The 21,772-nt window shown below is 70.8% G+C and carries 26 protein-coding genes; 14 read left to right on the forward strand and 12 right to left on the reverse strand.

Translation table 11 applies throughout. The annotated features are described in order from the left end of the window. Positions 1-7 precede the first annotated feature (7 nt). Together HD557_RS19460 and HD557_RS19465 are read right to left on the reverse strand one after the other, a co-directional pair. Positions 8-493, reverse strand: a complete 486-nt coding sequence (locus HD557_RS19460) for a methyltransferase family protein (RefSeq protein WP_196875086.1) — start codon at positions 491-493, stop codon at positions 8-10. A 62-nt stretch (positions 494-555) separates the two neighbouring features. Then, positions 556-1,134 (reverse strand): TetR/AcrR family transcriptional regulator, encoded by a 579-nt coding sequence (locus HD557_RS19465; RefSeq protein ID WP_196875087.1) that lies wholly within the window; start codon positions 1,132-1,134, stop codon positions 556-558. Positions 1,135-1,271: 137 nt separating this feature from the next. Between HD557_RS19465 and HD557_RS19470 the strand changes: the two genes are divergently transcribed. From HD557_RS19470 to HD557_RS19480, 3 genes are all read left to right on the forward strand, one after another. After that, positions 1,272-3,752 carry an MMPL family transporter gene (locus HD557_RS19470; RefSeq protein WP_196875088.1) on the forward strand — a complete coding sequence of 827 codons (2,481 nt, stop codon included), beginning with the start codon at positions 1,272-1,274 and terminating at the stop codon, positions 3,750-3,752. Between the two features lie 39 nt (positions 3,753-3,791). Next, the gene (recQ, locus tag HD557_RS19475; RefSeq protein WP_231381403.1) at positions 3,792-5,606 is read left to right on the forward strand and encodes a DNA helicase RecQ; all 1,815 of its coding nucleotides are present in this window, start codon (positions 3,792-3,794) and stop codon (positions 5,604-5,606) included. Positions 5,607-5,667: 61 nt separating this feature from the next. Continuing rightward, on the forward strand, positions 5,668-6,249 hold the full coding sequence (locus HD557_RS19480) for a histone deacetylase (RefSeq protein WP_196875090.1): 582 nt from the start codon (positions 5,668-5,670) through the stop codon (positions 6,247-6,249). 33 nt (positions 6,250-6,282) lie between these two features. Here the strand turns inward: HD557_RS19480 and HD557_RS19485 are convergent, their stop codons facing one another. After that, positions 6,283-7,263: an SDR family NAD(P)-dependent oxidoreductase gene (locus HD557_RS19485; RefSeq protein ID WP_196875091.1), complete on the reverse strand. Its 981-nt coding sequence runs from the start codon at positions 7,261-7,263 to the stop codon at positions 6,283-6,285. A 54-nt stretch (positions 7,264-7,317) separates the two neighbouring features. Between HD557_RS19485 and HD557_RS19490 the strand changes: the two genes are divergently transcribed. The 7 genes from HD557_RS19490 to HD557_RS19520 all read left to right on the forward strand — a co-directional run bounded on the left by HD557_RS19490 (position 7,318) and on the right by HD557_RS19520 (position 13,655). Continuing rightward, positions 7,318-7,746 (forward strand): MerR family transcriptional regulator, encoded by a 429-nt coding sequence (locus HD557_RS19490; protein ID WP_196875092.1) that lies wholly within the window; start codon positions 7,318-7,320, stop codon positions 7,744-7,746. A gap of 58 nt (positions 7,747-7,804) precedes the next feature. After that, positions 7,805-8,281 (forward strand): DinB family protein, encoded by a 477-nt coding sequence (locus HD557_RS19495; protein WP_196875093.1) that lies wholly within the window; start codon positions 7,805-7,807, stop codon positions 8,279-8,281. A gap of 64 nt (positions 8,282-8,345) precedes the next feature. Next, on the forward strand, positions 8,346-8,993 hold the full coding sequence (locus HD557_RS19500) for a LysE family translocator (RefSeq protein WP_231380369.1): 648 nt from the start codon (positions 8,346-8,348) through the stop codon (positions 8,991-8,993). A 65-nt stretch (positions 8,994-9,058) separates the two neighbouring features. Beyond that, on the forward strand, positions 9,059-10,042 hold the full coding sequence (locus HD557_RS19505; protein ID WP_196875094.1) for a DUF5829 family protein: 984 nt from the start codon (positions 9,059-9,061) through the stop codon (positions 10,040-10,042). 88 nt (positions 10,043-10,130) lie between these two features. Beyond that, positions 10,131-10,874 (forward strand): IclR family transcriptional regulator, encoded by a 744-nt coding sequence (locus tag HD557_RS19510; RefSeq protein ID WP_008358889.1) that lies wholly within the window; start codon positions 10,131-10,133, stop codon positions 10,872-10,874. A 75-nt stretch (positions 10,875-10,949) separates the two neighbouring features. Then, the gene (locus HD557_RS19515) at positions 10,950-12,167 is read left to right on the forward strand and encodes an MFS transporter (protein ID WP_008358891.1); all 1,218 of its coding nucleotides are present in this window, start codon (positions 10,950-10,952) and stop codon (positions 12,165-12,167) included. Between the two features lie 24 nt (positions 12,168-12,191). Then, on the forward strand, positions 12,192-13,655 hold the full coding sequence (locus tag HD557_RS19520; RefSeq protein WP_008358893.1) for a benzaldehyde dehydrogenase: 1,464 nt from the start codon (positions 12,192-12,194) through the stop codon (positions 13,653-13,655). Here the strand turns inward: HD557_RS19520 and HD557_RS19525 are convergent. Then, complete coding sequence (locus HD557_RS19525; protein ID WP_196875095.1) at positions 13,643-14,581, reverse strand: SDR family NAD(P)-dependent oxidoreductase; 939 nt, start codon at positions 14,579-14,581, stop codon at positions 13,643-13,645. The genes HD557_RS19520 and HD557_RS19525 overlap by 13 nt on opposite strands. Positions 14,582-14,664: 83 nt before the next feature. Between HD557_RS19525 and HD557_RS19530 the strand changes: the two genes are divergently transcribed. Beyond that, entirely contained in the window at positions 14,665-15,204 is a 540-nt protein-coding gene (locus HD557_RS19530) for a TetR/AcrR family transcriptional regulator (RefSeq protein WP_196875096.1), read from the forward strand. 11 nt (positions 15,205-15,215) lie between these two features. Here the strand turns inward: HD557_RS19530 and HD557_RS19535 are convergent, their stop codons facing one another. Then, positions 15,216-16,067: a carbohydrate kinase family protein gene (locus HD557_RS19535; protein ID WP_196875097.1), complete on the reverse strand. Its 852-nt coding sequence runs from the start codon at positions 16,065-16,067 to the stop codon at positions 15,216-15,218. Between the two features lie 4 nt (positions 16,068-16,071). Beyond that, positions 16,072-16,893, reverse strand: a complete 822-nt coding sequence (locus HD557_RS19540; RefSeq protein ID WP_231380370.1) for a helix-turn-helix transcriptional regulator — start codon at positions 16,891-16,893, stop codon at positions 16,072-16,074. A gap of 49 nt (positions 16,894-16,942) precedes the next feature. Between HD557_RS19540 and HD557_RS19545 the strand changes: the two genes are divergently transcribed. Continuing rightward, entirely contained in the window at positions 16,943-17,395 is a 453-nt protein-coding gene (locus HD557_RS19545) for a DUF2000 domain-containing protein (RefSeq protein ID WP_196875099.1), read from the forward strand. On the opposite strand, the gene HD557_RS19550 is transcribed toward HD557_RS19545, so the two are convergent. Continuing rightward, entirely contained in the window at positions 17,370-17,810 is a 441-nt protein-coding gene (locus HD557_RS19550) for a YkvA family protein (protein WP_196875100.1), read from the reverse strand. The genes HD557_RS19545 and HD557_RS19550 overlap by 26 nt on opposite strands. Before the next feature lie 78 nt (positions 17,811-17,888). After that, positions 17,889-18,569 (reverse strand): NUDIX domain-containing protein, encoded by a 681-nt coding sequence (locus tag HD557_RS19555; protein ID WP_196875101.1) that lies wholly within the window; start codon positions 18,567-18,569, stop codon positions 17,889-17,891. A gap of 47 nt (positions 18,570-18,616) precedes the next feature. On the opposite strand from HD557_RS19555, the gene HD557_RS19560 reads away from it, so the two are divergent. Together HD557_RS19560 and arr are read left to right on the forward strand one after the other, a co-directional pair. Further along, a complete protein-coding gene (locus HD557_RS19560; protein ID WP_196875102.1) occupies positions 18,617-19,375 on the forward strand; it encodes a DeoR/GlpR family DNA-binding transcription regulator in 759 nt (252 codons plus the stop codon). Between the two features lie 44 nt (positions 19,376-19,419). After that, positions 19,420-19,824 carry an NAD(+)--rifampin ADP-ribosyltransferase gene (arr, locus tag HD557_RS19565; protein WP_008358909.1) on the forward strand — a complete coding sequence of 135 codons (405 nt, stop codon included), beginning with the start codon at positions 19,420-19,422 and terminating at the stop codon, positions 19,822-19,824. A 24-nt stretch (positions 19,825-19,848) separates the two neighbouring features. Here the strand turns inward: arr and HD557_RS19570 are convergent, their stop codons facing one another. The 4 genes from HD557_RS19570 to HD557_RS19585 all read right to left on the reverse strand — a co-directional run bounded on the left by HD557_RS19570 (position 19,849) and on the right by HD557_RS19585 (position 21,730). After that, a complete protein-coding gene (locus HD557_RS19570; RefSeq protein WP_008358911.1) occupies positions 19,849-20,247 on the reverse strand; it encodes a low affinity iron permease family protein in 399 nt (132 codons plus the stop codon). A gap of 33 nt (positions 20,248-20,280) precedes the next feature. Beyond that, positions 20,281-20,610 carry a nuclear transport factor 2 family protein gene (locus HD557_RS19575; protein ID WP_196875103.1) on the reverse strand — a complete coding sequence of 110 codons (330 nt, stop codon included), beginning with the start codon at positions 20,608-20,610 and terminating at the stop codon, positions 20,281-20,283. Between the two features lie 69 nt (positions 20,611-20,679). Continuing rightward, the gene (locus HD557_RS19580) at positions 20,680-21,009 is read right to left on the reverse strand and encodes a branched-chain amino acid transporter permease (RefSeq protein WP_008358914.1); all 330 of its coding nucleotides are present in this window, start codon (positions 21,007-21,009) and stop codon (positions 20,680-20,682) included. Next, the gene (locus tag HD557_RS19585) at positions 21,002-21,730 is read right to left on the reverse strand and encodes an AzlC family ABC transporter permease (RefSeq protein WP_196875104.1); all 729 of its coding nucleotides are present in this window, start codon (positions 21,728-21,730) and stop codon (positions 21,002-21,004) included. Before HD557_RS19585 ends, HD557_RS19580 begins: the two co-directional genes overlap by 8 nt. Between the last annotated feature and the right edge of the window lie 42 nt (positions 21,731-21,772).

Genomic DNA, 21,772 nt, shown 5'->3' on the forward strand with positions numbered 1-21,772 from the left:
GACATTCTCACCGCTGACCCCAAGGCTCGCCACGGTGGTCGTCTCGGTGTCGCGTGCCGAGCCAGCGGGGCGTGGCCGCCCGGTAGGAGTCGTACGCCTCGCCGAAGCTCCACGACAGGGCCTTCTCCTCGGCCGGGATCTGGGTGCGGTCGATGACGGCGACGAAGGCGGCGACGGGAAGGAACGGCAGCAGACCACCCCGCAGGACCGCGTGGGCGGCGAGGAGACCGGCCATGCCGACGTACATCGGGTTGCGGGTGAAGCGGTAGGGCCCGTCGGTGACGACCGCGGTGGCGCGCTCGGGCTCGAGCGGGTTGAAGGTGGTGTCCTTGTGCTTGAACGCGCGAGCCGCGCCGCCCGCGAGATAGACCGACCCGGCCGCGACGAGCCCAGCCGCGACGGACCGCACCACCGTCGGCCGGCGACCGCGGGCGAGCAGATGCTGGGCGGCCAGGCCGACGACGACATAGACAGGCGGCGGCACCTTCGGCATGTCCTCCACCGTAGCCCTGCCCCGAGGCTCCACACCCCCTCTTTCTTGGGTAAAGAAAGCGGTCAGTGCAGCAGCGCGCGCACCAGCCGCTCGGCGATGTCCGGAGCGGGCTCGGAGCGCTCGAGGGAGTGGAGCACGAAGCCACCGACCAGGGCGCGTACGAACTCCATGACCGGGAGGTCGGCGGGCAGCTGGCCGGCCGCGACGGCGGCCTCGATGCGGGTGGAGACGGTCGCGGTGATGCCGAGCGCGTCGTTGAGGCGGTTGCCGATGTCGGGGTTCTCGCAGGCGGCCGCGACCAGCGAGCGGACGAGGCCGTCGTTGCCGGGCTGGGCGACGAGGTCGATGAGGCTCTGCATCCACGCGATCAGGTCGGCGCGGATGTCACCGGTGTCGGGGACCACGGGGTGGTCCGGCAGCAGCTTGTCCTCGATCAGCGCGTCGGCCACGACCGCGCTCTTCGAGGACCACCAGCGGTAGATCGTCTGCTTGGAGACGCCCGCCTCCGCCGCGATGCCCTCGATGGTGAGGTGGTCGTAGCCCTGGGTCGCGAAGAGCCGCCCGGTCGCGCCGAGGACCGCGATGCGAGCCTCCTCGCTGCGTACGGCACCTCGACGGCGCACTCCTGCTGACGCTGGCATGAACGGCATCCTAAGAGCCCGTGGCATCTTCTGGCCAAGGCACAGGTGTGACCCATCACTCGCTCATCGACCCTTGTCCAGCGGCGTACAGGTGATTAACTGGACGCACCGTTGCGAATTACCGGAGGGATGCCGCCATGGCGGAGCTGTTGTATCGATTGGGCAAGACGGCCGCGCGCCGCGCCTGGCTTGTGATCCTTGCCTGGGTGCTGGCGCTGTCCGGCGCTGCCGGGGCGTACGTCGCCTGGTCCGGTGAGCTCACCACGAGCTTCGACATCCCGGGGCTGCCCTCGTCCGAGGTGGTCGACGAGCTCCAGCAGGGCCTGCCCGACCTGGCCGGCGGCTCCGGCACGATCGCCTTCCAGACCAAGGACGGCACCCCGCTCAGCGCGACGCAGAAGAAGGAGATCCAGGCGCTGATCACCAGCGCCGAGGACCTCCCCGACGTCGCCGCGGTCACCGACCCGTTCCAGACCGAGGCCCAGCGCGAGGCCCAGGCCGAGAAGGTGGCCGAGGGCCAGGCCCAGCTCGAGGCCGGCCGGACCAGGCTCGACAGCGCCCAGGCAAAGCTCGACAAGGCCCAGGCCGACATCGACGCGGCCCGCACCCAGCTGCAGGCCGCCGGCCTGCCGACCACCGAGATCGACGCCCAGCAGGCCGCCCTCGACCAGCAGCAGGCGAAGATCGACGACAGCTCCGCCGATCTCGAGGCCAACACCGCCAAGGCCGAGAACGGCGCCGAGCTGCTCGCGCTCTCCGAGGAGATCCGGATGGTCTCCGCCGACGGCTCGGCCGCCCTGGTCAACGTCGCCTACTCGGTCGGACGTCTGGAGATGTCCGAGGAGACCAAGAAGGCCACGGTCGACCACTTCACGGACCACCCCATCGACGGGGTCGAGATCGGCGTCTCCTCCGACATCTCTCAGGAGGCACCCAACCCGATGGGACCGGGTGAGATCGTCGGCGTCGGCGTCGCCGCGCTCGTCCTCCTGGTCATGCTCGGCACGATCATCGGCGCCGGCGTCCCGCTGGTCACCGCGCTGACCGGCGTCGGCATCGGCGCGCTCGGCGCGCTCTCCCTCTCCGGGGTCGTCCAGATGGCCTCGATGACCCCGATCCTGGGGCTGATGCTCGGCCTGGCCGTGGGCATCGACTACTCGCTCTTCATCCTCAACCGGCACCGCAAGCAGCTGCTCCACGGCTCCGACGTCACCGAGTCGATCGGGCTCGCCAACGGCACCGCCGGCACCGCCGTCGTCTTCGCGGGCTCCACCGTGATCGTCGCGCTGGTCGCGCTCAACATGACCGGCATCCCGTTCCTCGGCCTGATGGGCTCCGTGGGCGCCGCCTGCGTCGCGATCGCGGTGCTGGTCGCGATCACCCTGACCCCGGCCATCCTCGGCCTGGTCGGCGGCCGCATCGTCTCCAAGCGCGCCCGCAAGAAGGTCACGGAGCAGGACGCCGCCGAGGCCCACGCCCGGCCGATGCCCACCTGGCGCGCCGTGGTCACGGTCGTCGCCTCCGTGGTGGCGCTGCTCGCCCTCGCGATCCCAGCTCTCGACATGCGCCTCGGCCTGCCCGACGGCGGCTCGGAGCCCGAGGGGTCGCTGGCCAAGACCGCCTACACGATCACCGAGGACAGCTTCGGGCCCGGCGCCAACGGCCCGCTGTTGGTCGCCGCCGACCTGCCCGACGGGCTCGACGAGTCCGGCATCCAGCACGCCCAGCTGACGGTCGCCAAGGCGCTGGCAGACCTCGACGACGTACGCGCGGTGGCGCCGGTCGCGGTCTCCGGGGACGGTCGCACCGCCGCCTTCCAGGTCGTTCCCGAGGAGGGGCCCAACAGCGTCTCCACCAACGAGCTGGTCAACGCGATCCGGGACATGCCGGCCGTCAACGGCGACATCACGCTCGGTGTCGCCGGCGCCACCGCGGTCGCGATCGACGTGTCGCAGGGGCTCAACGACGTACTCCTCCCCTACCTCGGCGTCGTCGTCGGTCTCTCCCTGCTGATCCTGATCCTGGTCTTCCGCTCCCTCCTGGTCCCGCTCATCGCGACCGGTGGGTTCGTGCTCTCGCTGCTGGCGACGTACGGCGTCGTGGTCGCGGTCTTCCAGAAGGGCATCGGCGCGGAGTGGATCGGCATCGACAGCACCGGTCCCATCCTGAGCTTCCTGCCGATCCTGCTCGTCGGGATCCTCTTCGGCCTGGCGATGGACTACCAACTGTTCCTCGCCTCCGGCATGCGGGAGGCGTACGTCCACGGTGCCCCGGCTCGCGTCGCCGTCGCCCAGGGCTTCCGGGCCGGGCGTTCGGTCGTGATCGCGGCCGGCCTGATCATGGTCTCCGTCTTCGGCGGGTTCATCTTCGCCGAGTCGGTGATGATCCGCTCGATGGGCTTCGGGCTCGCGCTCGGCGTGCTGCTGGACGCGTTCATCGTCCGGATGTTGCTGATGCCGGCGCTGATGCACCTGCTCGGGCGCTCGGCGTGGTGGCTGCCGAAGTGGCTCGACCGCATCCTCCCGAACGTGGACGTCGAGGGCGCCGCGCTCGAGCGTGCCCACGGCGGCAGCGCCCCTGACGACGCGCCGGTCGAGCGGGAGAAGGTCTCGGTCTGAGGAGGACCGTCGGTGGTCGCCGGTAGGGTCGCTCGCGTGATGGAGTTGACCCCGGAGCTGGAAGTCCTGCGCCGCGTCTTCGGCTACGACGAGTTCCGCGGCGACCAGGCCGAGATCGTCGCGCACGTGGCCACGGGCGGCGACGCCCTGGTCCTGATGCCGACCGGCGGCGGGAAGTCGCTGTGCTACCAGATCCCGTCCCTGGTGAGGGCCGGGACCGGGGTGGTCATCTCGCCGCTGATCGCGCTGATGCAGGACCAGGTCGACGCGCTCTCCGCGCTCGGCGTGCGCGCCGGGTTCCTCAACTCCACCCAGATGCCCCATGAGCGGCAGCAGGTGGAGCAGGCGCTGCTGGCCGGCGAGCTCGACCTGCTCTATCTCGCCCCCGAGCGGCTGCGGGTGCCGGAGACCGGCCGGTTGCTCGACCAGGCCAAGATCTCGCTCTTCGCGATCGACGAGGCCCACTGCGTCTCGCAGTGGGGTCACGACTTCCGGCCCGACTACCTGCAGCTCTCCCACCTCCACGAGCGCTGGCCGGAGGTGCCGCGGATCGCGCTGACCGCGACCGCCACCGCGGAGACCCGCCGCGAGATCGCCTCCCGGCTCAACCTCGAGGACGCCCGCCACTTCGTGGCCTCCTTCGACCGGCCCAACATCCAGTACCGGATCGCGCCGAAGGACAAGCCCGCCAAGCAGCTCGTCGACCTGATCCGCACCGAGCACCCCGGCGAGGCCGGCATCGTCTACTGCCTCTCCCGCGCCTCCGTCGAGCGCACCGCGGCGTCGCTGGTCGGTCAGGGCATCCCGGCGCTCCCCTACCACGCCGGTCTCGACGCCCGGATCCGCGCGGAGAACCAGTCCCGCTTCCTGCGCGAGGACGGCATCGTCATGGTCGCGACCATCGCCTTCGGGATGGGGATCGACAAGCCGGACGTACGCTTCGTGGCCCATCTCGACCTGCCCAAGTCGGTCGAGGGCTACTACCAGGAGACCGGCCGGGCCGGGCGTGACGGGCAGCCGTCGACCGCGTGGCTGGCCTACGGGCTGGCCGACGTCGTCCAGCAGCGGCAGATGATCGAGACCTCCGAGGGCGACCGGGCCCACAAGCACCGGCTCGGGCAGCATCTCAACGCGATGCTCGCGCTGTGCGAGACCGTCGACTGCCGGCGGGTGCAGCTGCTGCGCTACTTCGGGCAGGCCTCGGAGCCGTGCGGCAACTGCGACACCTGCCTGTCGGCGCCGGAGTCCTGGGACGGCACCGTCCCGGCCCAGAAGGTCCTCTCCACCGTCATCCGGCTCGACCGCGAGCGCAACGGGCAGCGTTTCGGTGCCGGCCAGATCGTCGACATCCTGCGCGGCAAGGAGACCGAGAAGGTCCGCCAGTTCCGCCACCACGAGCTTTCGGTCTTCGGGATCGGCACCGACCTCGCCGAGAGCGACTGGCACTCCGTCATCCGCCAGCTGCTGGCTCGCGAGATGCTCGCGGTCGACAACCGCTACGGGGTCTTCTCGGTCGCCGAGCCGGCCGGGCCCGTGCTGCGCGGCGAGCAGCAGCTCATGCTCCGCAAGGAGCCACCCCGGCAGGCCCGTCGCAGCGGCTCCGGGGACCGCAAGCCGAAGGTGGCCGCCGCCGACCTGTCGCCGGAGGCCGCTGAGGTCTTCGAGCGCCTGCGCGCGTGGCGCGGCGAGGTCGCCAAGGAGCAGGGGGTGCCGGCGTACGTCGTCTTCCACGATGCGACCCTGCGCGAGATCGCGACCCGGCTGCCGGCCAGCCGCGACGAGCTCGGCACGATCAGCGGCATCGGCGAGGCGAAGCTCGACAAGTACGCCGACGGGGTGCTCGCCGTCCTCTGACCGTCTCTCAGGCGGCCAGGTCCCGCCGGGTGACCTGCGTCACGTCGGTAGGCTCCCCGCGATGAGCGCAGAGGTCTGGTACGTCAGCTACGGGTCGAACATGTGCCGTGACCGCCTCGCTGCCTACCTCCTGGGCGGCCAGCCGGTGGGCGCCCGCCAGTCCTATGTCGGCGCGCGCACGCCGTCGATGCCGCTCGCCGATGTCGCCGTCGACCTCCCCGGACGGCTCTACTTCGCGGGCGAGTCGCGCACCTGGACGGGCGGGGTGGCCTTCTACGACCACGACGCGCCCGGCTCCTGGACCGCGGCCCGCGCCTACCGGATGAGCGTCGAGCAGTTCGCCGACATCGCCGCCCAGGAGATGAACCGGCTGCCCTCGCCCGGCGACCCGATCGAGAGGGTCGTCATCGACGGCCTGGAGAACGGTCGCCACGAGGCCGGCCCGGGACACTACGAGACCCTGATCGAGGTCGGCCGCCGCGACGGACTCCCGATGCTCACCTTCACCGCGCCGCACGGCTTCGACGCCGTCGCGCACACCCGCCCGTCGGAGGCGTACGTCGCGATGCTGACCCGCGGGCTCCACGAGTCTCGCGGCTGGGACCGGCATCGCGCCGAGGCGTACGTCCTGGAGCGCTGCTGACCGTCTGAGCGTGGTCGGTGGCGTCGGCGTGAGTCACCCTGCGGCTCCGCCATCGAGGTGGACTCCGGTGATCTGGGCCGACACCTGCCAGAGACGTTCGGCGCTTTCGGGGTCGACGGCGTAGCCGCGTACGCCACCGTCGTCCATCGATCCTGCCGGGCCGGCGAGCGGGGCGATGTCACAGTCCTCGCAGTAGACACCGCCACGACCCTCCAGCGCGGGCGACGTCGCCGCCCACAGCCCGGTCGCCGCCCCTTGGCTCGGCGTCTTGAAGCCGGACCCGATGACGTTCCCTTCTGCATCGATCCACCCCCGCTCGACCTGTTCGGCGGCGGTCATGTCGCGCTGCAGGTCGGTGATGATGGCCCCGGGATGCAGGGAGAAGGCACCGATCCCTTCGTTCTTCGCGATCGCGTCGAGGTGCACGGCGAACAGCACGTTGGCCGTCTTCGACTGGCCGTACGCCAGCCACTTGTCGTAGCCCTGGTCGAAGTCGAGGTCGTCCCACCGGATGTCAGAGAGGTGGTGTCCGGCCGAGGAGTACGAGACCACGCGAGCACCGCCGGCGTTCACAAGCAGCGGGAACAGCAGGTTGACGAGGACGAAGTGGCCGAGGTGGTTGATCGCGAACTGGCTCTCCCACCCAGGTCCGACCCGCCGCTTCGGCGATGCCATGACCCCGGCGGCAGCGACCGCGATGTCCAGCCTCGTTTCGGACTCGCGGACCTGCTCGCAGGCCGTGCGCACGCTCGCGAGGTCGGCCAGGTCCATGGGGATCACGGTGACGCTGTCGAGGCCACCGAGCCGGGCACGGGCGAGCTCCGGACGCCGCGCAGGCACGAGCACACGCGCCCCTGCCTGCGCCAGGGCTCGCGTGGTTTCCAGCCCCAGGCCGGAGTATCCGCCGGTGACCAGGGCCGTCTTGCCTCCGAGGTCGACGTCGGCCATCACCTCCTCGGCGGAGGACGCGGCCGTGAATCCTGACTGGAGCGGTGTCTGCTGGCTGATCGTCATGCCCCGAACCTAAAATCTAGAGCGGACTCTAGATCAAGCACGGAAGGGCGTGACATGACCACCGAGGCCCAACAGGAGGAGACCTTCACCATCGGCGAGGTCGCCAAGCGCACCGGTCTCAGCGTTCACGCGCTGCGCTACTACGAGCGACAGGACCTGCTCATCGGCCCGGTCCAGCGAACGTCGGGCGGTCGGCGCATCTACTCCACCGTCGACATCGACTGGCTCCAGATCTGCGTCAAGCTGCGGGAGTCCGGCATGCCGCTCTCGGACCTGACCAGGTTCGCGGCCCTCGTCAGACGAGGGCCGGGCAACGAGGGCGAACGGCTCGAGCTCCTCGACGAACACCGCCGGCGCATCGAGACCCAGATCCACGCGCTCGAAGAATGCCGCGCGCTGATCGATTGGAAGGTCGGTGTCTACAGCGAGCACCTCCAAGCCGGCACCGCGACGGGGCTGTGGGATCCCGCACACCGACCCTGATCGTCCGCCGGCCCGGCAGCGTCATCGACGTCCTGCCCGCAACAGCTAGCCTGCCCCCATGAAGATCGGACAGGCGGACGAGCGGGCACTTCTCGAAGGAATGATCGACATCCAGCGGGAGCAGATCAGCGGCATCCTCGAGGATCTCGACGACGAGGAGGCGCGGCGCAAGCTGGTCCCGTCGCTGACCACGCCGCTGGGGCTGGTCAGGCATGCGACCTTCGTGGAAAAGGTGTGGTTCCACGCGCGGGTCGCGGGCGTGTCGCGCAAGGAGATCGGGCTGCCCGACACGGTCGACCAGAGCTTCGTGCTCGACGCCGAGGACACGGTCGCCTCGATCCGGGCCGCCTATTACGCGGCCTGCGAGCGCTCACGCGAGATCGCCGCCACCCACGAGCTCGACGAGGAGTTCGACTGGCACGGCAACCGGGTGACGCTCCGGTTCGTCTACGTGCACATGATCCAGGAGCTGGCCCGCCATGCCGGACACGGCGACATCCTGGTCGAGCAGATCCAGGCCGCCCGGGCGAGCTAGCCGACGATGACCCGGGCGTACGCCGGCTGAAACCCTTGGCGCCGCGGCCCGCCGATGACGGACAATGGTGGGCGTGCCGACCCTGAGCCAGTTCGCCGCCTTCGCGCTCGCGTCCGTCATCTTCATCCTGATCCCCGGACCGAGCGTGCTCTTCGCGCTCGGCCGCGCCCTGACCGCGGGCCGCCGCGAGGCGGTGCTCGCCGTCGGTGGCAACGCGCTCGGCCAGTTCGGCCAGGTCCTGGCGGTGGCCGTCGGCCTCGGCGCGCTCGTGGCAGCCTCCGCGACGGCGTTCACGGTCGTGAAGCTGGTCGGCGCTGCGTACGTCGTCTATCTCGGCATCCAGGCGATCCGTCACCGTGCCGACGCCCGGGCCGCGCTGCACGGTGAGGATGTCGCGCGGACGACCGCGTGGGGCGCGATCCGCACCGGGATGATCGTCGGCGCGACGAACCCGAAGACGATCGTCTTCCACCTGGCCTTCCTGCCCCAGTTCATCGACGCCTCGGCGCCTGCGGTGCCGCAGATCCTCCTGCTCGGCGCGATCTTCTCGGCGATGGCCTTCGCCTGCGACTCGGGCTGGGTGCTCGCCGCCAGCCGGGCCAAGGCCTGGTTCGCCCGCAAGCCCAAGCGCCTCGACACCCTCGGCGCCGGCGGCGGGGTCATGATGATCGGCCTCGGGGCGACGATGGCCACCGCCTCCCACGGCGCCTGACCGACACGTCGACCGACCGCCGAATTTCCGGGACAGGAGCGCGCCGGTCGCAGAGACTGGGTCCCATGCGGACTCCATGGAGAATCTCGGGCTTCATCGCGGCTGCGATCGCCTCACTCGTCATCACCTCGGGCACCTCGGTGGCCCCCGCTCACGCCGAGGAGGCGAAGCGTCCGGATCCGCTCCTGGCCTTCAACCACGCGTGGGCGATGGTCGACCGGGAGACGGCTGACGCGATCGAGCACTCCGAGTATCTGGGGCAGTTCGCCGACCGCCGGATCAACACCGGCAACGACGGCACCTCCACCTGGACCGGTCGCTACCTGCTCGGCAAGGAGACCTACCTGGAGTTCTTCGGGCCGGGCGACGCCCCCGATGCGGTCGTCGGTGACACCGGGCTCGCCGTCTCGGCGGACAAGGACGGCGACCTGGCCATCGCGACCGACAACCTGCACGAGCTTGGTGTCGACCCGGTCGAGTTCACCCAGGTGACCGACCTCGGCGACGGCGAGCTGATCCCGTGGTTCGACGTCACCTACACGACCGCGACCTACGACACCTTCTTCTCCTGGGCGATGGAGTATCGCGACGAGTTCCTCAGCGACCCACGGCTCTCCTTCCCGCCTCCCGCCTACGAGGGCGACGTCAGCAGGGACCGCTACAACCGCGACCGCTACCTCGACCACGAGATGCGCGACGTCATCGGCATCCAGATCGCCACCACCGAGGCCGACATCGAGAAGATGGTGCCGCTGTGGCGCGCCGCCGGGATCACGATCCGTGTCCTGAAGGACGGCGGCGTCCTCGCCTTCGACGGCATGACCACGATCCGCCTGCAGCCGGTGCCGGTCGAGGAGGCAGGCGTACGCCACATCATCCTCGCCCTCAACGAGCCGGCCGAGGAGCCCCGCACCGAGACCATCGGCAACTCGACGCTGCACGTCGGGCCGGGGGCGTACGCACTGTGGACGTTCGACCCGGTCGAGGGCTCGCCGGCCACCCGGTCCGGCGGGTCGGGCAAGCCGCTCCACCCCGCCTTCGGCGGCTGAGGACTCTCGCACCGCCGGGGCCGCGCTCCTTCCCCTCGAGTCGAGGAGGATGATGGCGTCGAATCCGACGGGGTGAAGGCAGACGACGATGGCGGGCAACAGCCGACAGGCCGGCACGAGCGTGACCAGCCGGGCGCTGGCGATCCTGAGCGCGTTCGACGAGCAGCACCGGGCGATGTCGCTCAGCGACATCGCCACCCGCGCCGACCTTCCGCTCGCGACGACCCATCGTCTCCTGGGCGAGCTCTTCCGCTGGGGTGCGCTCGAGCGGCTGCCGTCCGGTGACTACGTGATCGGCCGGAAGATCTGGGACATCGGCCACCTCGCACCGACCGAGACCGGGCTGCGCCAGGTCGCCGAACCGTTCCTCCACGACCTCTACGGCGCGACCCTGGCCACGGTGCACCTGGCCGTCCGCGAAGGGACCGAGGTGGTCTACCTCGACCGGCTGCGCGGCAACCAGTCGGTCCCGGTGGTGAGCAAGGTCGGCGGGCGCCTGCCGATGCACGCCACCGGGGTCGGCAAGGTGCTCCTCGCACACGCACCCGCCGAGGTCCAGGAGGCCGTTCTCGGCGCGCTCACCCGGATCACCCCCTACACGATCACCCAGCCCGGCGCCCTCCGCAGGCAGCTGCGGCAGGTGCTGGACAAGGGCTATGCCACCACTCACGAGGAGATGAGCCTCGGCGCCTGCTCGATCGCCGTCCCGATCCACCGACGCGACGAGGTGGTCGCCTCCCTGGGCCTGGTCGTCCCCACTCTCAAGGGGAGCGAGCAGAGGTTGTACGGCGCGCTCCGCGTGGCCGCGCAGTCGATCGGGCGTCGGCTCTGAACAATTTCGGCCAGCTTTCCACTGAACGGAAGCTGTGTCGATGCTCACAGGGATGACCGCTCCTAGGTTCGTCCCATGAATGTGTCCGCAACCACATCGCACACCATCGCCGAGGGCAGCCGAAGCCTCTGGCCGGTCATGCTCTGCTGGCTCGCCGTCGCCCTCGACGGCTACGACCTCGTCGTGCTCGGCGCAGTGATCCCCACCCTCGCCGGCACCGGCGACCTCGGCTTCACCAGCGCGTCCTTGACCACGGCGGCCACCGTCGGGCTGATCGGGGTCGGCATCGGCGCCGTGGCCATCGGCCCCCTTGCCGATCGGTTCGGCCGACGCAGGACCCTGATCAGCAGCATCGCCCTGTTCTCGCTGCTGACACTGGCGGTCGCGTTCGCACCGAACGCGACGGTGTTCATCGCGCTGCGCTTCCTGGCGGGCCTGGGACTCGGCGCCTGCCTGCCGACAGCCCTGGCCTTCATGAGCGAGCACGCCCGCCCGGGCCGCTCGGGCACGGCCATGACACGGATGATGACCGGCTACCACGTGGGGGCCGTGATCACCGCTCTGCTGGCGCTGTGGGTCATCCCGAAGCTGGGATGGGAGGCGATGTTCGTGATCGGCGGTGTCGCCGGACTGCTGACCGTCCCGGTGATGTGGGCGAAGCTCCCGGAGTCGCAGGCCTACCTGGAGACCGTCGAGACCGAGAAGGTCCGCCCCTCGGAGGTCGTACGCGGCCGCCTGCTGTGGGTGAGCCTGGGCCTGTGGGCGGCGTCGTTCTGCGGGCTGCTGCTGGTCTACGGCCTCAACACCTGGCTGCCGACGATCATGGGCGAGGCCGGCTACTCCCTCGACGCCGGCCTCGGTCTGCTCCTCACCCTGAACGTCGGCGCGGTGATCGGCCTTGTCCTGGCAGGCCTGATCTCCGACGCCCGGGGCAACAAGCCGACGGTCGTGACCTGGTTCGGCGTCGCGGCGGTGATGCTGGCCCTGCTGTCGATCAAGATGGAGAACAGCCTCCTGGTGTACGGGGCGGTGCTGGCCGCCGGAGTCTTCGTGTTCAGCGCGCAGGTGCTGGTCTACGCGTTCGTCAGCCACCTCTACCCCGCCCGGATCCGCGGCACGGCGCTGGGCATGTCCGCCGGCGTCGGCCGGGTCGGCGCCATCGTCGGACCGTTCCTCGGTGGCGCTCTCCTCACCGCCGGCATCGCCTATCCGTGGGGCTTCTACGCCTTCGCCGGCGCGGCCGTGATCGCCGTGCTCGCCCTGCTGACCGTGCCCGCGCACCCCGACAACTGACCACCCGACATCAAGGAGCACACCATGTCCGTTCTCGACTCCGTCGACTGGTCCGGAAACATCCTCAAGGCCGGCGCCTGGCAACCCGGGCAGGGAGGCGACTACGCAGTCGTCGAACCGGCCACCGGCGCCGAGCTGGGCAGGATGGGTCTGGCCACCGCGGCCGACGTGGCGGATGCCGCCGCGGCGGCCGCCGAGGCCCAGCTCGCCTGGGCCGCACGTCCGCACCCGGAGCGAGCCGCCGTCCTGCGTCGCGCCGGCGACCTGTGGCAGCAGCATGCCGAGGAGATCACCGGGTGGAACGTCCGTGAGGTCGGCGCCGTGCCCGGCATGGCCGGATTCGCGCTCCACGTCGCGGCCGAGGAGTGCTACGAGGCCGCCAGCCTCCCGAGCCGCCCGATCGGCGAGGTCATCCCGTCCGAACAGCCGCGGCTGTCGATGGCCCGCCGCATGCCCGCCGGGGTCGTCACCGTCATCGCGCCCTTCAACGTGCCGATCATCCTCGGCATCCGCTCGGTCGCCCCGGCCCTCGCCCTCGGCAACGCCGTGATCCTCAAGCCGGACCCGCGCACCGCCGTGACCGGCGGCACCCTGATGGCCCGCATCTTCGAGGAGGCGGGCCTGCCCGCGGGCGTGCTCCAGATGCTGCCCGGTGGCGCCGACGTGGGCGAGGCGCTGGTCACGGATCCCCACATCCGGGTCATCTCGTTCACCGGATCGACCGGGGTCGGCCGCCGCATCGGCGAGCTGGCCGGCAGGCACCTCAAGCGTGCCCACCTCGAGCTCGGCGGCAACTCCGCACTGCTGGTCCTCGATGACGCCGACGTCGAGGCCGCCGTCAACCTGGCAGCGTGGGGCTCGTTCTTCCACCAGGGCCAGATCTGCATGACGACCGGCCGGCACCTGGTCGCTGCCGGCATCTACGACGACTTCGTCGAGGCCCTCGCCGAGAAGGCCGGCCACCTGCCGGTCGGCAATCCCGCCACCGACCAGGTCGCCCTCGGCCCCGTCATCGACGCCGGCCAGCGCGACAAGATCCACGGCCTGGTCACGGCATCGGCGGACGCCGGCGCCAAGATCGCGGCCGGCGGCACCTACGAGGATCTCTTCTACCGGCCCACCGTCCTGGCGAACGTCCCGGTCACCGCGCCGGCGTTCGCGGAGGAGGTCTTCGGCCCGGTCGCACCGGTGACCAAGGTCGAGTCCGTCGAGGACGCGATCAAGCTCGCGGGAACCAGCGAGTACGGCCTGTCCCTGGGCATCGTCACGAAGGACGTCATGCACGGCCTCGCGGTCGCGGAGCAGATCCCGACCGGCATCGTCCACATCAACGACCAGACCGTCAACGACGAGGCCAACGCGCCGTTCGGTGGCGTACGCGCCTCCGGCACCGGGTCCCGGTTCGGCGGCGCCGAAGCGAACATCGAGGCGTTCACCGAGACCCGGTGGATCACCATGCGGGGTGAGCCGGCGCGCTACCCGTTCTGAGCTCCCGCGGAGGACAGACCGAAGGTCACGCCGGCCATCTCCTCGAGCGCCTCCCAGACGCGCGCGACGACCTCCCTGCCCGGGTCGATCGTGTGCGGCAGCGGGGCCAGGCGTACGGGAGGGCCGGCGATCTTCGCGGGACCGAAGTAGTCGCCGCCGACCGCGTCCGGGTCGACCAGCGCACGCACGCCGGACCAGGCCGCCGCGTCCTTGCCCTGCGCCCACGGCGTGTACGGGTTACGCCGGTAGCCGACGCTGCCGTCCCGGATCCCGGCGCGCTGGGGCGTCTTCGCGTCGACGCCGACCCCGGGGTGGGTGAGGATCGAGGCGATGGGCAGTCCCGCTGCGCGGAGCCGGCGGTCGAGCTCGTAGCCGAAGATCTCGGTGAGCGTCTTGGCCTTGACGTACGCGGCGATGCCGGTGCGCGGCGTCGCCCGCGGGTCGGACACGTCCACGTGGAAACGTCGCACGAACCCGGTGGAAGCGTGCACGATCCGGAGCGGGTCGGAGGTCCCGGCAGCCCGCGCGGAGAGGAGCCGGGCGACGAGGCCGAAATTGGCGACGGTGTGCGCGCCCGTCATGAGCGGCAGGCCGTCCGTCGTCGTCCCCCGGCCGAGCTGCATCGGGGCACCGTTGAGGAAGATCCCGTCCAGCCGCGGCAACGCGGCGAGCTGCTCGGCGCCCTCCGCGACCGACGCGAGGGAGGTGAGGTCGAACGCGACCGCGCTGGTGACCGCGTCCGGAGCCTGCCCGCGGATCGCCGCCGCGGCGACGGCGATCTTCTCGGGCGAGCGGGAGGCGAGCACCACCTCGGCGCCGGCCGAGGCGAGCTGTTCGGCGGCGAAGTAGCCGATTCCTCCGGTGGCGCCGGTGACGGCGTAGACGTGCCCGCGCAGATCGGGCAGGCGAGTGGGGTCCCAGGTCATGAGTGCTCCTTCAATCGGATAGATCATCCGTTTCAAGATACCCCAAAGCGGATAACTCATCCGAATCAGGTAGGATCTGTCTCATGTCCTCGCTCCGTTCGGACGCCGCCCGCTCCCGCGCCAAGATCCTCGACACCGCTCGCCAGCGGCCGGTGACCGAGCTGCGCCTCAACGAGCTGGCCCGCGCGGCCGGGGTCGGCGTCGCGACGGTCTACCGCCACTTCCCCACGGTCGACGCACTCGTGGAGGCGCTCAACCTCGACGCGCTCGAGCAGCTGGTCGCGCAGGCGCGCACGGCGGCCGCGCTCCCCGATCCCGGCGAGGCGTTCACCACCCTCGTACGCAGCGCCGCGCTCTTCCAGGTCGAGCACGAGGGTCTCCAGGCGATCCTCCTGTCCGAGGAGGTCTCACCGGCCGCACGCGAGCTCCGCGAGGAGCTCCTCCGCCTCGCCGAGACAGCCCTCGAGTCCGCCGTCCGCAACGGCGTCGTTCGTGCCGACGTCACCACCAGCCACGTCCAACGCCTCGTCTGCGGCGTCGAGCACGCTGTTCGCCTGGGCGACGGAACCGATCGTGACCTGCTCCTCGACGTGATGCTGACCGGACTCTCTCGGCACGCCTGACCGCAGCCGGCCTACCGCGCGAGGGCCGGGTGGAGGTGCTCGGTCTCGATCGCGACCCGGGCCTGCTCGGCGGCGGCTCGCAGGGCGATATCAACCGGCCCCGTATGCAGCCGCGCGGCCAGGAAGCCGGCCATGAAGGCGTCACCGGCACCGTTCGTGTCGACCACGGTGGCCGGAGCCGCGGCCACCTCGTGCCGGGCGCCGTCCACCTCCAACGCGATCGCGCCCTGCGCTCCCAGGGTGCAGACCGCGATCCGGGGGCCGCGGTCGAGGCACGAGGCCATCAGCGCCCAGGGGTCGTCGGTGCCGTCGTCGTTCATGAAGACGCCGTCGGCCGCACGCAGGAAGGGCTCGTGGAACGCGGTGGCTCCGTCGTAGTCGTGCAGATCCATCCACAGCGGCGCCCTCCGCTCGGGCAGTGCCTCGAGCACCAGCCGACCCAGCTCGCTCAGGTCGATGACCGCGAGGTCCGCCTCGGCGACCGCATGCGCGGCCGCTTCGACCGCATCGGTGGACGGGGTCGACGGGGTCGAGACGTAGAGCGAGACCCGGCCCCCGTCGGCCATCAGATTGACGTGCCGCTCGGTCTGCTCGCTGGCGATCGCCTCCACGACGACGCCCGCCCGGGTGAGCCGCTCCCGCAGCCGCGCGCCGTCCTCGTCGGCGCCGACGGGAGACCACAGACGTACGTCGATGCCGAGCCCGGCCAGGTGCAGCGCCTTGCCTGCCGAGGTGCCACCGATCGTGTGCCACGACCGCCGCGCGAACTGCATGTGCGGCACCGGCTCGGGCAGACGGTCGAGGCCGATCAGGTGATTCCAGGAAGCAGGGCCGCAGACGACGACGCGGGGCGAGGAAGGCATGCGCCTATTCAGCACCAACAGCCGGAGCGACGCACCCGGTTTGCGTGGGCCGCGGCGAGGCGAAGGCCGCAGGGGTGACGCCGAGGATGCGGCGGAAGTGGCGGGTGAGGTGTGCCTGGTCGTGGAAGCCGGCCAGCGCGGCCGTCTCCGCGGGCCGGTGGCCGTCCACGAGCAGCCGGCGGGCGAGATCGACACGGCGACCGACGAGGTACTGATGCGGGGCGATGCCATAGGTCTGCGAGAACACCCGCACCAGATGACTGGGGTGGGTGCCGAGCTCGGCGGCGGCCGCGGCGATCGTGAACGACTGCGTCAGCCGGTCGTCGAGGAGCGCCCGCAGACGACGGGCCAGCGGTGCGTCGCGAAGCGTCGGCGCGGGGCTTCCGAGGTGCGTGAGCACCTCGTCGCGGACCGTCAGCAGCCAGTGTTCGGCCGCCATCAGGTCACCGGGGTCCTGCAGCGCCGCATGCACGTTCCGGGCAGCGGCGATCGGTGCTGTCGCCGCGAGGGTCGGTCGGCGGACGGCAAGGCCCTGCGCGGTCGCCGGCAGCCAGTCCGGATCGAGGTAGAGGACCCGTTTGCGGTAGCCCTTCCCCTCGATCGCCGAGTGACCGTCGTGCGGCACCCCGGGCGGCAGCAGGGTCAGGGCACCGGGAACGGCATGGTGGTCGGCGCGACCCAGGCCGTAGGCCACCGCCCCGTCGTCGACCAGCATCACCGCCCAGTCGTCGTGGGTGTGCATCGGGTAGGAGTGGTCGAACCTCGCGTGGTAGACCTCGCGCAGCGAAGGCACCGCGGGGTGCCAGGCGCGCACGTGATCGACCATGCAAGAAACGTACAAGACCGTGCTGCGGGCGACGACGGAGACTTCGAGCATGACGGCACAGCTGACTTCCGACGACCCGGCGACCTCACCACGTTTCGACACGAAGGTCGTGGTCGTGCTCAACGAGGATCTGGAGCCCTGGCAGGAGCTCAACGTGACCGCGTTCCTGATGTCGGGGATCGCGACCAGCTCCCCCGGCCTCGTCGGCGAGGCCTACCGCGACGGCGACGACACCGAGTATCTGCCCATGCTCCGCCAACCGGTGATGGTGATGAGCGCCGACTCCGGCCTGCTGGCCAAGGCCCGCGGAAAGGCCGCCGCCCGGGACGACGTCTCCCTCGCCGTCTACACCCGGGAGCTGTTCGGCACCGGGAACGACGAGGCCAACCGAGCGGCCGTGGCCGCGGTCCGCGCGGACGACCTCGACCTCGTCGGCATCGCCCTACGCGGCCCCCGCAACGCCGTCGACCGCATCGTCAAGGGCGCCCGGTTCCACGACTGACCGAGCGGTCGAGGCCGGCGATCAGCACCAGCGCCGCGAAGCCGTCCTCGGTGCCCGGCCACTGCGCCCGTACGGCGTCGATCCCGGCCCGGCGGACGACGCTGCGTAGGACGGCCGCCACGATGATCGCGTCGTCGGCGTAGCCCAGCACCGGGATGAAGTCGGGCACCAGATCGATCGGCAGAGCCAGGTAGACCATGAGCAACCCGAGCCGGATCCGTACGCCGCGGGGCATCGTCTTGTCGGCCGCGAGCCGACGGAGCAGCCGCACCACGTCCGGCAGGATCCGCAGCGCCTCGCGCAGCAGATCGCCGCGCGGGCGGACGACGAGCAGGGCCACGATGAGGCAGATCCAGGTCAGGACCAGGGCTGCGGCGACCCCGATCGCCAGGTCCCACCAGAACGAACCGGTCATCCTCACCCTTCCCGCATCAGCCTCCGCTGTGGAGCCGCGCCTCTGAATTCCATCACGACGCCATGGCGAGGTGGACCCTCAGGCCCTGGCGAAGGGCCCGTCGAGGGCAGCCCACTGCAGGAGCATGATGGTCTTGCCGTCCATGATCCGGCCGTCGCGGGTCATCGCGAGCGCCTCGGCGAAGTCGAGCTCGAGCACCTCGATGTCCTCGCCCTCGTCGGCGACTCCTCCCCCGGCACCGGTACGGCTCGCCGGCGAGTAGGCCGCCACGAAGAAGTGCAGCCGCTCGGTCACCGAGCCGGGGCTCATGTACGCGTCGAAGACGTGGTCGACGTCCGCGAGGCTGATCCCGAGCTCCTCGGCGCTCTCCCGCCGGATCGCGGTGACCGGGTCATCGGCGTCCAGGAGCCCCGCAGCCGCCTCCACGAGGAGACCGTCGGGGTGGCCGTTGACGTAGGCCGGATACCTGAACTGCCGCGTCAGCAGGACGGTGCGGCGCTCGACGTCGTAGGGAAGGAGGACGGCCCCGTTCCCGCGGTCGTACGTCTCGCGCTGCTGCGTCTCCCAGCGCCCGTCCCGGCGGCGGTAGTCGAAGGTGGTGCGCCTGAGCACGTGCCACCCCTGCGAGGTCAGCTCGACGTCGCGGACCACGACGTCGGGGTTGCCGGCCAGGTCCCGTCCGGCGCGGTCGAGGCCGGTGCGGCCGCGATGGTCCGGGACATCGACGCCCGGGCGCGCTTCGGCTTTCGCTGTCGTCATGGCCGCAGCGTACATGCAATAATGTGCAAGAACAGAAAGGAACGTGCATGCTGGTTGGGCAACGCCGCGCTCATCTCCTGCGTCTTCTGGAGGAAACAGGCAAGATCGTGGCCAAGGACGCCGCGAGCGAGCTGGGCATCTCCGAGGACAGCATCCGTCGAGATCTTCGCGACCTGGCCGCGGAGGGGCTGTGTCAGCGCGTCTACGGCGGCGCGCTCCCCGTCTCACCGGCGGTGGTCGACTACACCGCCCGCCACACCGTCGAGCCCGGCGCCAAACGAGCCGTCGCCGCCACCGCCGCCGGCCTCGTACGCCCCGGCAGCACGCTCATCCTCGACGGCGGCACCACCGCCCTCGCCGTCGCCCAAGCGCTCCCCGCGGACCTGGAGTGCACCGTCATCACCAACAGCCCGACCGTCGCCTCGGCCCTCCTCCAGCACCCGAGCGCGGACCTCTTCCTGCTCGGCGGCCGGGTCTTCAAGCACTCCGCCGTCGCCTGCGGCGCCGCGGCCGTCGAGGCCGCCCAGAACGTCTCCGCCGACCTCTGCCTCCTCGGCGTCACCGGCGTCCATCCGGAGGCCGGCCTCACCACCGGCGACGCCGAGGACGCCGCGATGAAGCGCGCCCTGGCCGGGCGAGCCGCCGAGACGTACGTCCTCGCCTCCTCCGAGAAGATCGGCACCGCCTCCCCCTACCGTGTGCTCCCCTGGAGCCGGGTCGCGGGCGTCATCACCGACGCCGACCCGACCGACGACGTCGTCGAGCAGGTCTCGGCGCTCGGCGTCGAGATCGTGCACGCCACCTGATCGAATACCGCGCCGAGGGACAACGGGGCGGATAGCCTGCGGGCATGGGTGAACCGCTGGACGAGGGGCCGTTCTACCACGGCACGAAGGCCGACCTGCGGGTCGGAGACCATCTGACCGCAGGGTTCCGGTCGAACTACCGGCCCGAGGTGGTGATGAACCACATCTACTTCACCGCGCTGCCCGACGGCGCGGGCCTCGCGGCCGAGCTCGCCGCGGGCGACGGGGAACCGCGGGTGTATCGCGTCGAGCCGACCGGGGAGTTCGAGAACGACCCCAACGTCACGGACAAGAAGTTCCCGGGCAACCCGACCCGCTCCTACCGCAGCACAGCGCCGCTCCGGATCGTCGCCGAGGTCGCCGACTGGACCCGGCTCGCACCTGAGGCCCTCCAGCTGTGGCGCGACCGCCTCGCCGCGATGGGCGACGACGCCGAGATCATCAACTAGCGCCGGGCCCGGGCGGCCGTCGGATCAGTGCCGCTCCTCGAGCCCGACGGCCTGGCGCAGGATGCGCACCGACTCGGCGAGGTCCTCGTCGTCGCGGGCCCGCGACTCCATGAGATCGGAGAGGGCCGAGGCGATGACGTTGAGCTTCTCATGAGAAGCCTCCTCCGAGCGTCGCCCGGCGTTCTGGAGCAGCACCAGCAACAGCAGCGAGAGGACCGATGAGCCGGTGTGCACGGCGAGCTCCCACTTGGTGCTCGAGGACCAGAACGGAAAGCTCACCGCCCACACCAGCAGGACGGCCACGATCACGTAGAAGAAGGGCGCGTGGCTGACCACGGAGGTCACCACCTCCACGAAACGCTCGAACCCGTTGCGCCCGTCACCTCGCTGGCGTGACTTCCTGGCCTCGTTCTCTCCGGTCATGCGGTCACGGTAGCCCCGATCCGACGCCGGGTCTCAGCCTTCGCGGATGGTCATCCTGGTGAGCCGGTCACCGTCGACGTCGAAGACGAACTTCGAGCGCCCGTTGGCGTGGGTGGAGCGCCAGTCACCGATGACCGTCACCGTGCCATCCGCGGCCTCGACCTCCTCGACGGCGAGGGTGCCGTGGGCACCGATGAACTCGTTGTCGCTCCAGCCCTTGATCTGCTCGCGTCCGGTGAAGACACGGCCCCAGTCGTCGACCGCCCCGCCTTCGGTGAAGGCGTCGAGGAACGCGGACTCGTCGTGCCGGTTGACGGCCTCGATGAACGCCGCGACCGGCTCGGGGATCGTCTGCTCTGTCATGTGAACTCCTCCATGGACATGTCGGACACCAGGAAGCGTACGTTCCACGCCAGGCCAGCTCAGGCCGGCTCAGGCCGCGAGGACCGAGGTGACCAGGACGTACGCGGCGGTGCCGGCGAAGATGCTGAGCGTCATGCTGCCGCGCCACACGTGCAGGCCGATGGTGAGTGCCAGGGCCAGGACGGCCGGACCGGCGGACGTGAAGGCGGCAGGATCGGTGTCGCGGAGGGTGTACGCGGCGAGGATGACCATCATCCCGACGGGCATGCGCTCGCCGATGTGGGCCATCAGCGCGCTGTGCCGCAGCGGCGCCAGCATCGCGAACGGGACCGCACGGAGCGCCCACGTGACGGCCGCGGAGACGGCGATGGCGGACAGGACGTACCAGGGATCAGTCATCGCGGCTCCTGCGAGTGGCGAGGACGTACGGACCGACGATCGCGGCGACGAACAGGCCCATCGCGATCAGCAGCATGTTCTCCCGCGAGATCAGGGCGGCGACGAGCGCGCAGCCGAGCGCGAGCGCCGGGATCGGCAGCGACCGACGGACCTTGTACGCCTCGAGCCCGAGCACGACGAACAGCGCCGTGACGGCGAACTCGAGCCCGACCACCTGCGGCGGGATCAGGGAGCCGAGGCCGGCGCCGGCAGCGACGCAGAGCACCCAGGCGACGTGGAAGAAGGCCTGGATGCCGATGATCCGCGCCCGCGACCACCCGGCGGACTCCGGCGTGACGGTGAGCGCGTAGGCCTCGTCGGTGAGCGCGAAGGTGCTGTAGGCCTTCCAGCCGGAGCCGTGCACCCGGTGGAGCGGGAACGAGATCGCGTAGAAGACGTGGCGGAAGTTCACCAGCAGGGTGCTGACGGCGATCTGCGCCAGGGGCGCCGCGGCGGCCAGCAGGCCGACCAGCAGGAACTCCATCGTTCCGGCGAACACGATCGCGCCGAGCACCGGCGCCCACCACCAGGCGAGCCCGGAATGAACCACGAGCACGCCGAGCGCGAGCCCCAACGGCACCACGGCGACGCACGCCGGAAGCACGGTCCGCCACCCGGCGACGAGCTCCTCGCGGGTGCTCGCGGGCTCCCGCGACGCTGTCTCCATGTCCATGACCTGCATGCCGCAAGCCTAGGAAAGTTCAGACGTTCATGGGTTGCCCAT

Origin of the sequence: Nocardioides luteus (assembly GCF_015752315.1) — a bacterium.
GTDB lineage: Bacteria > Actinomycetota > Actinomycetes > Propionibacteriales > Nocardioidaceae > Nocardioides.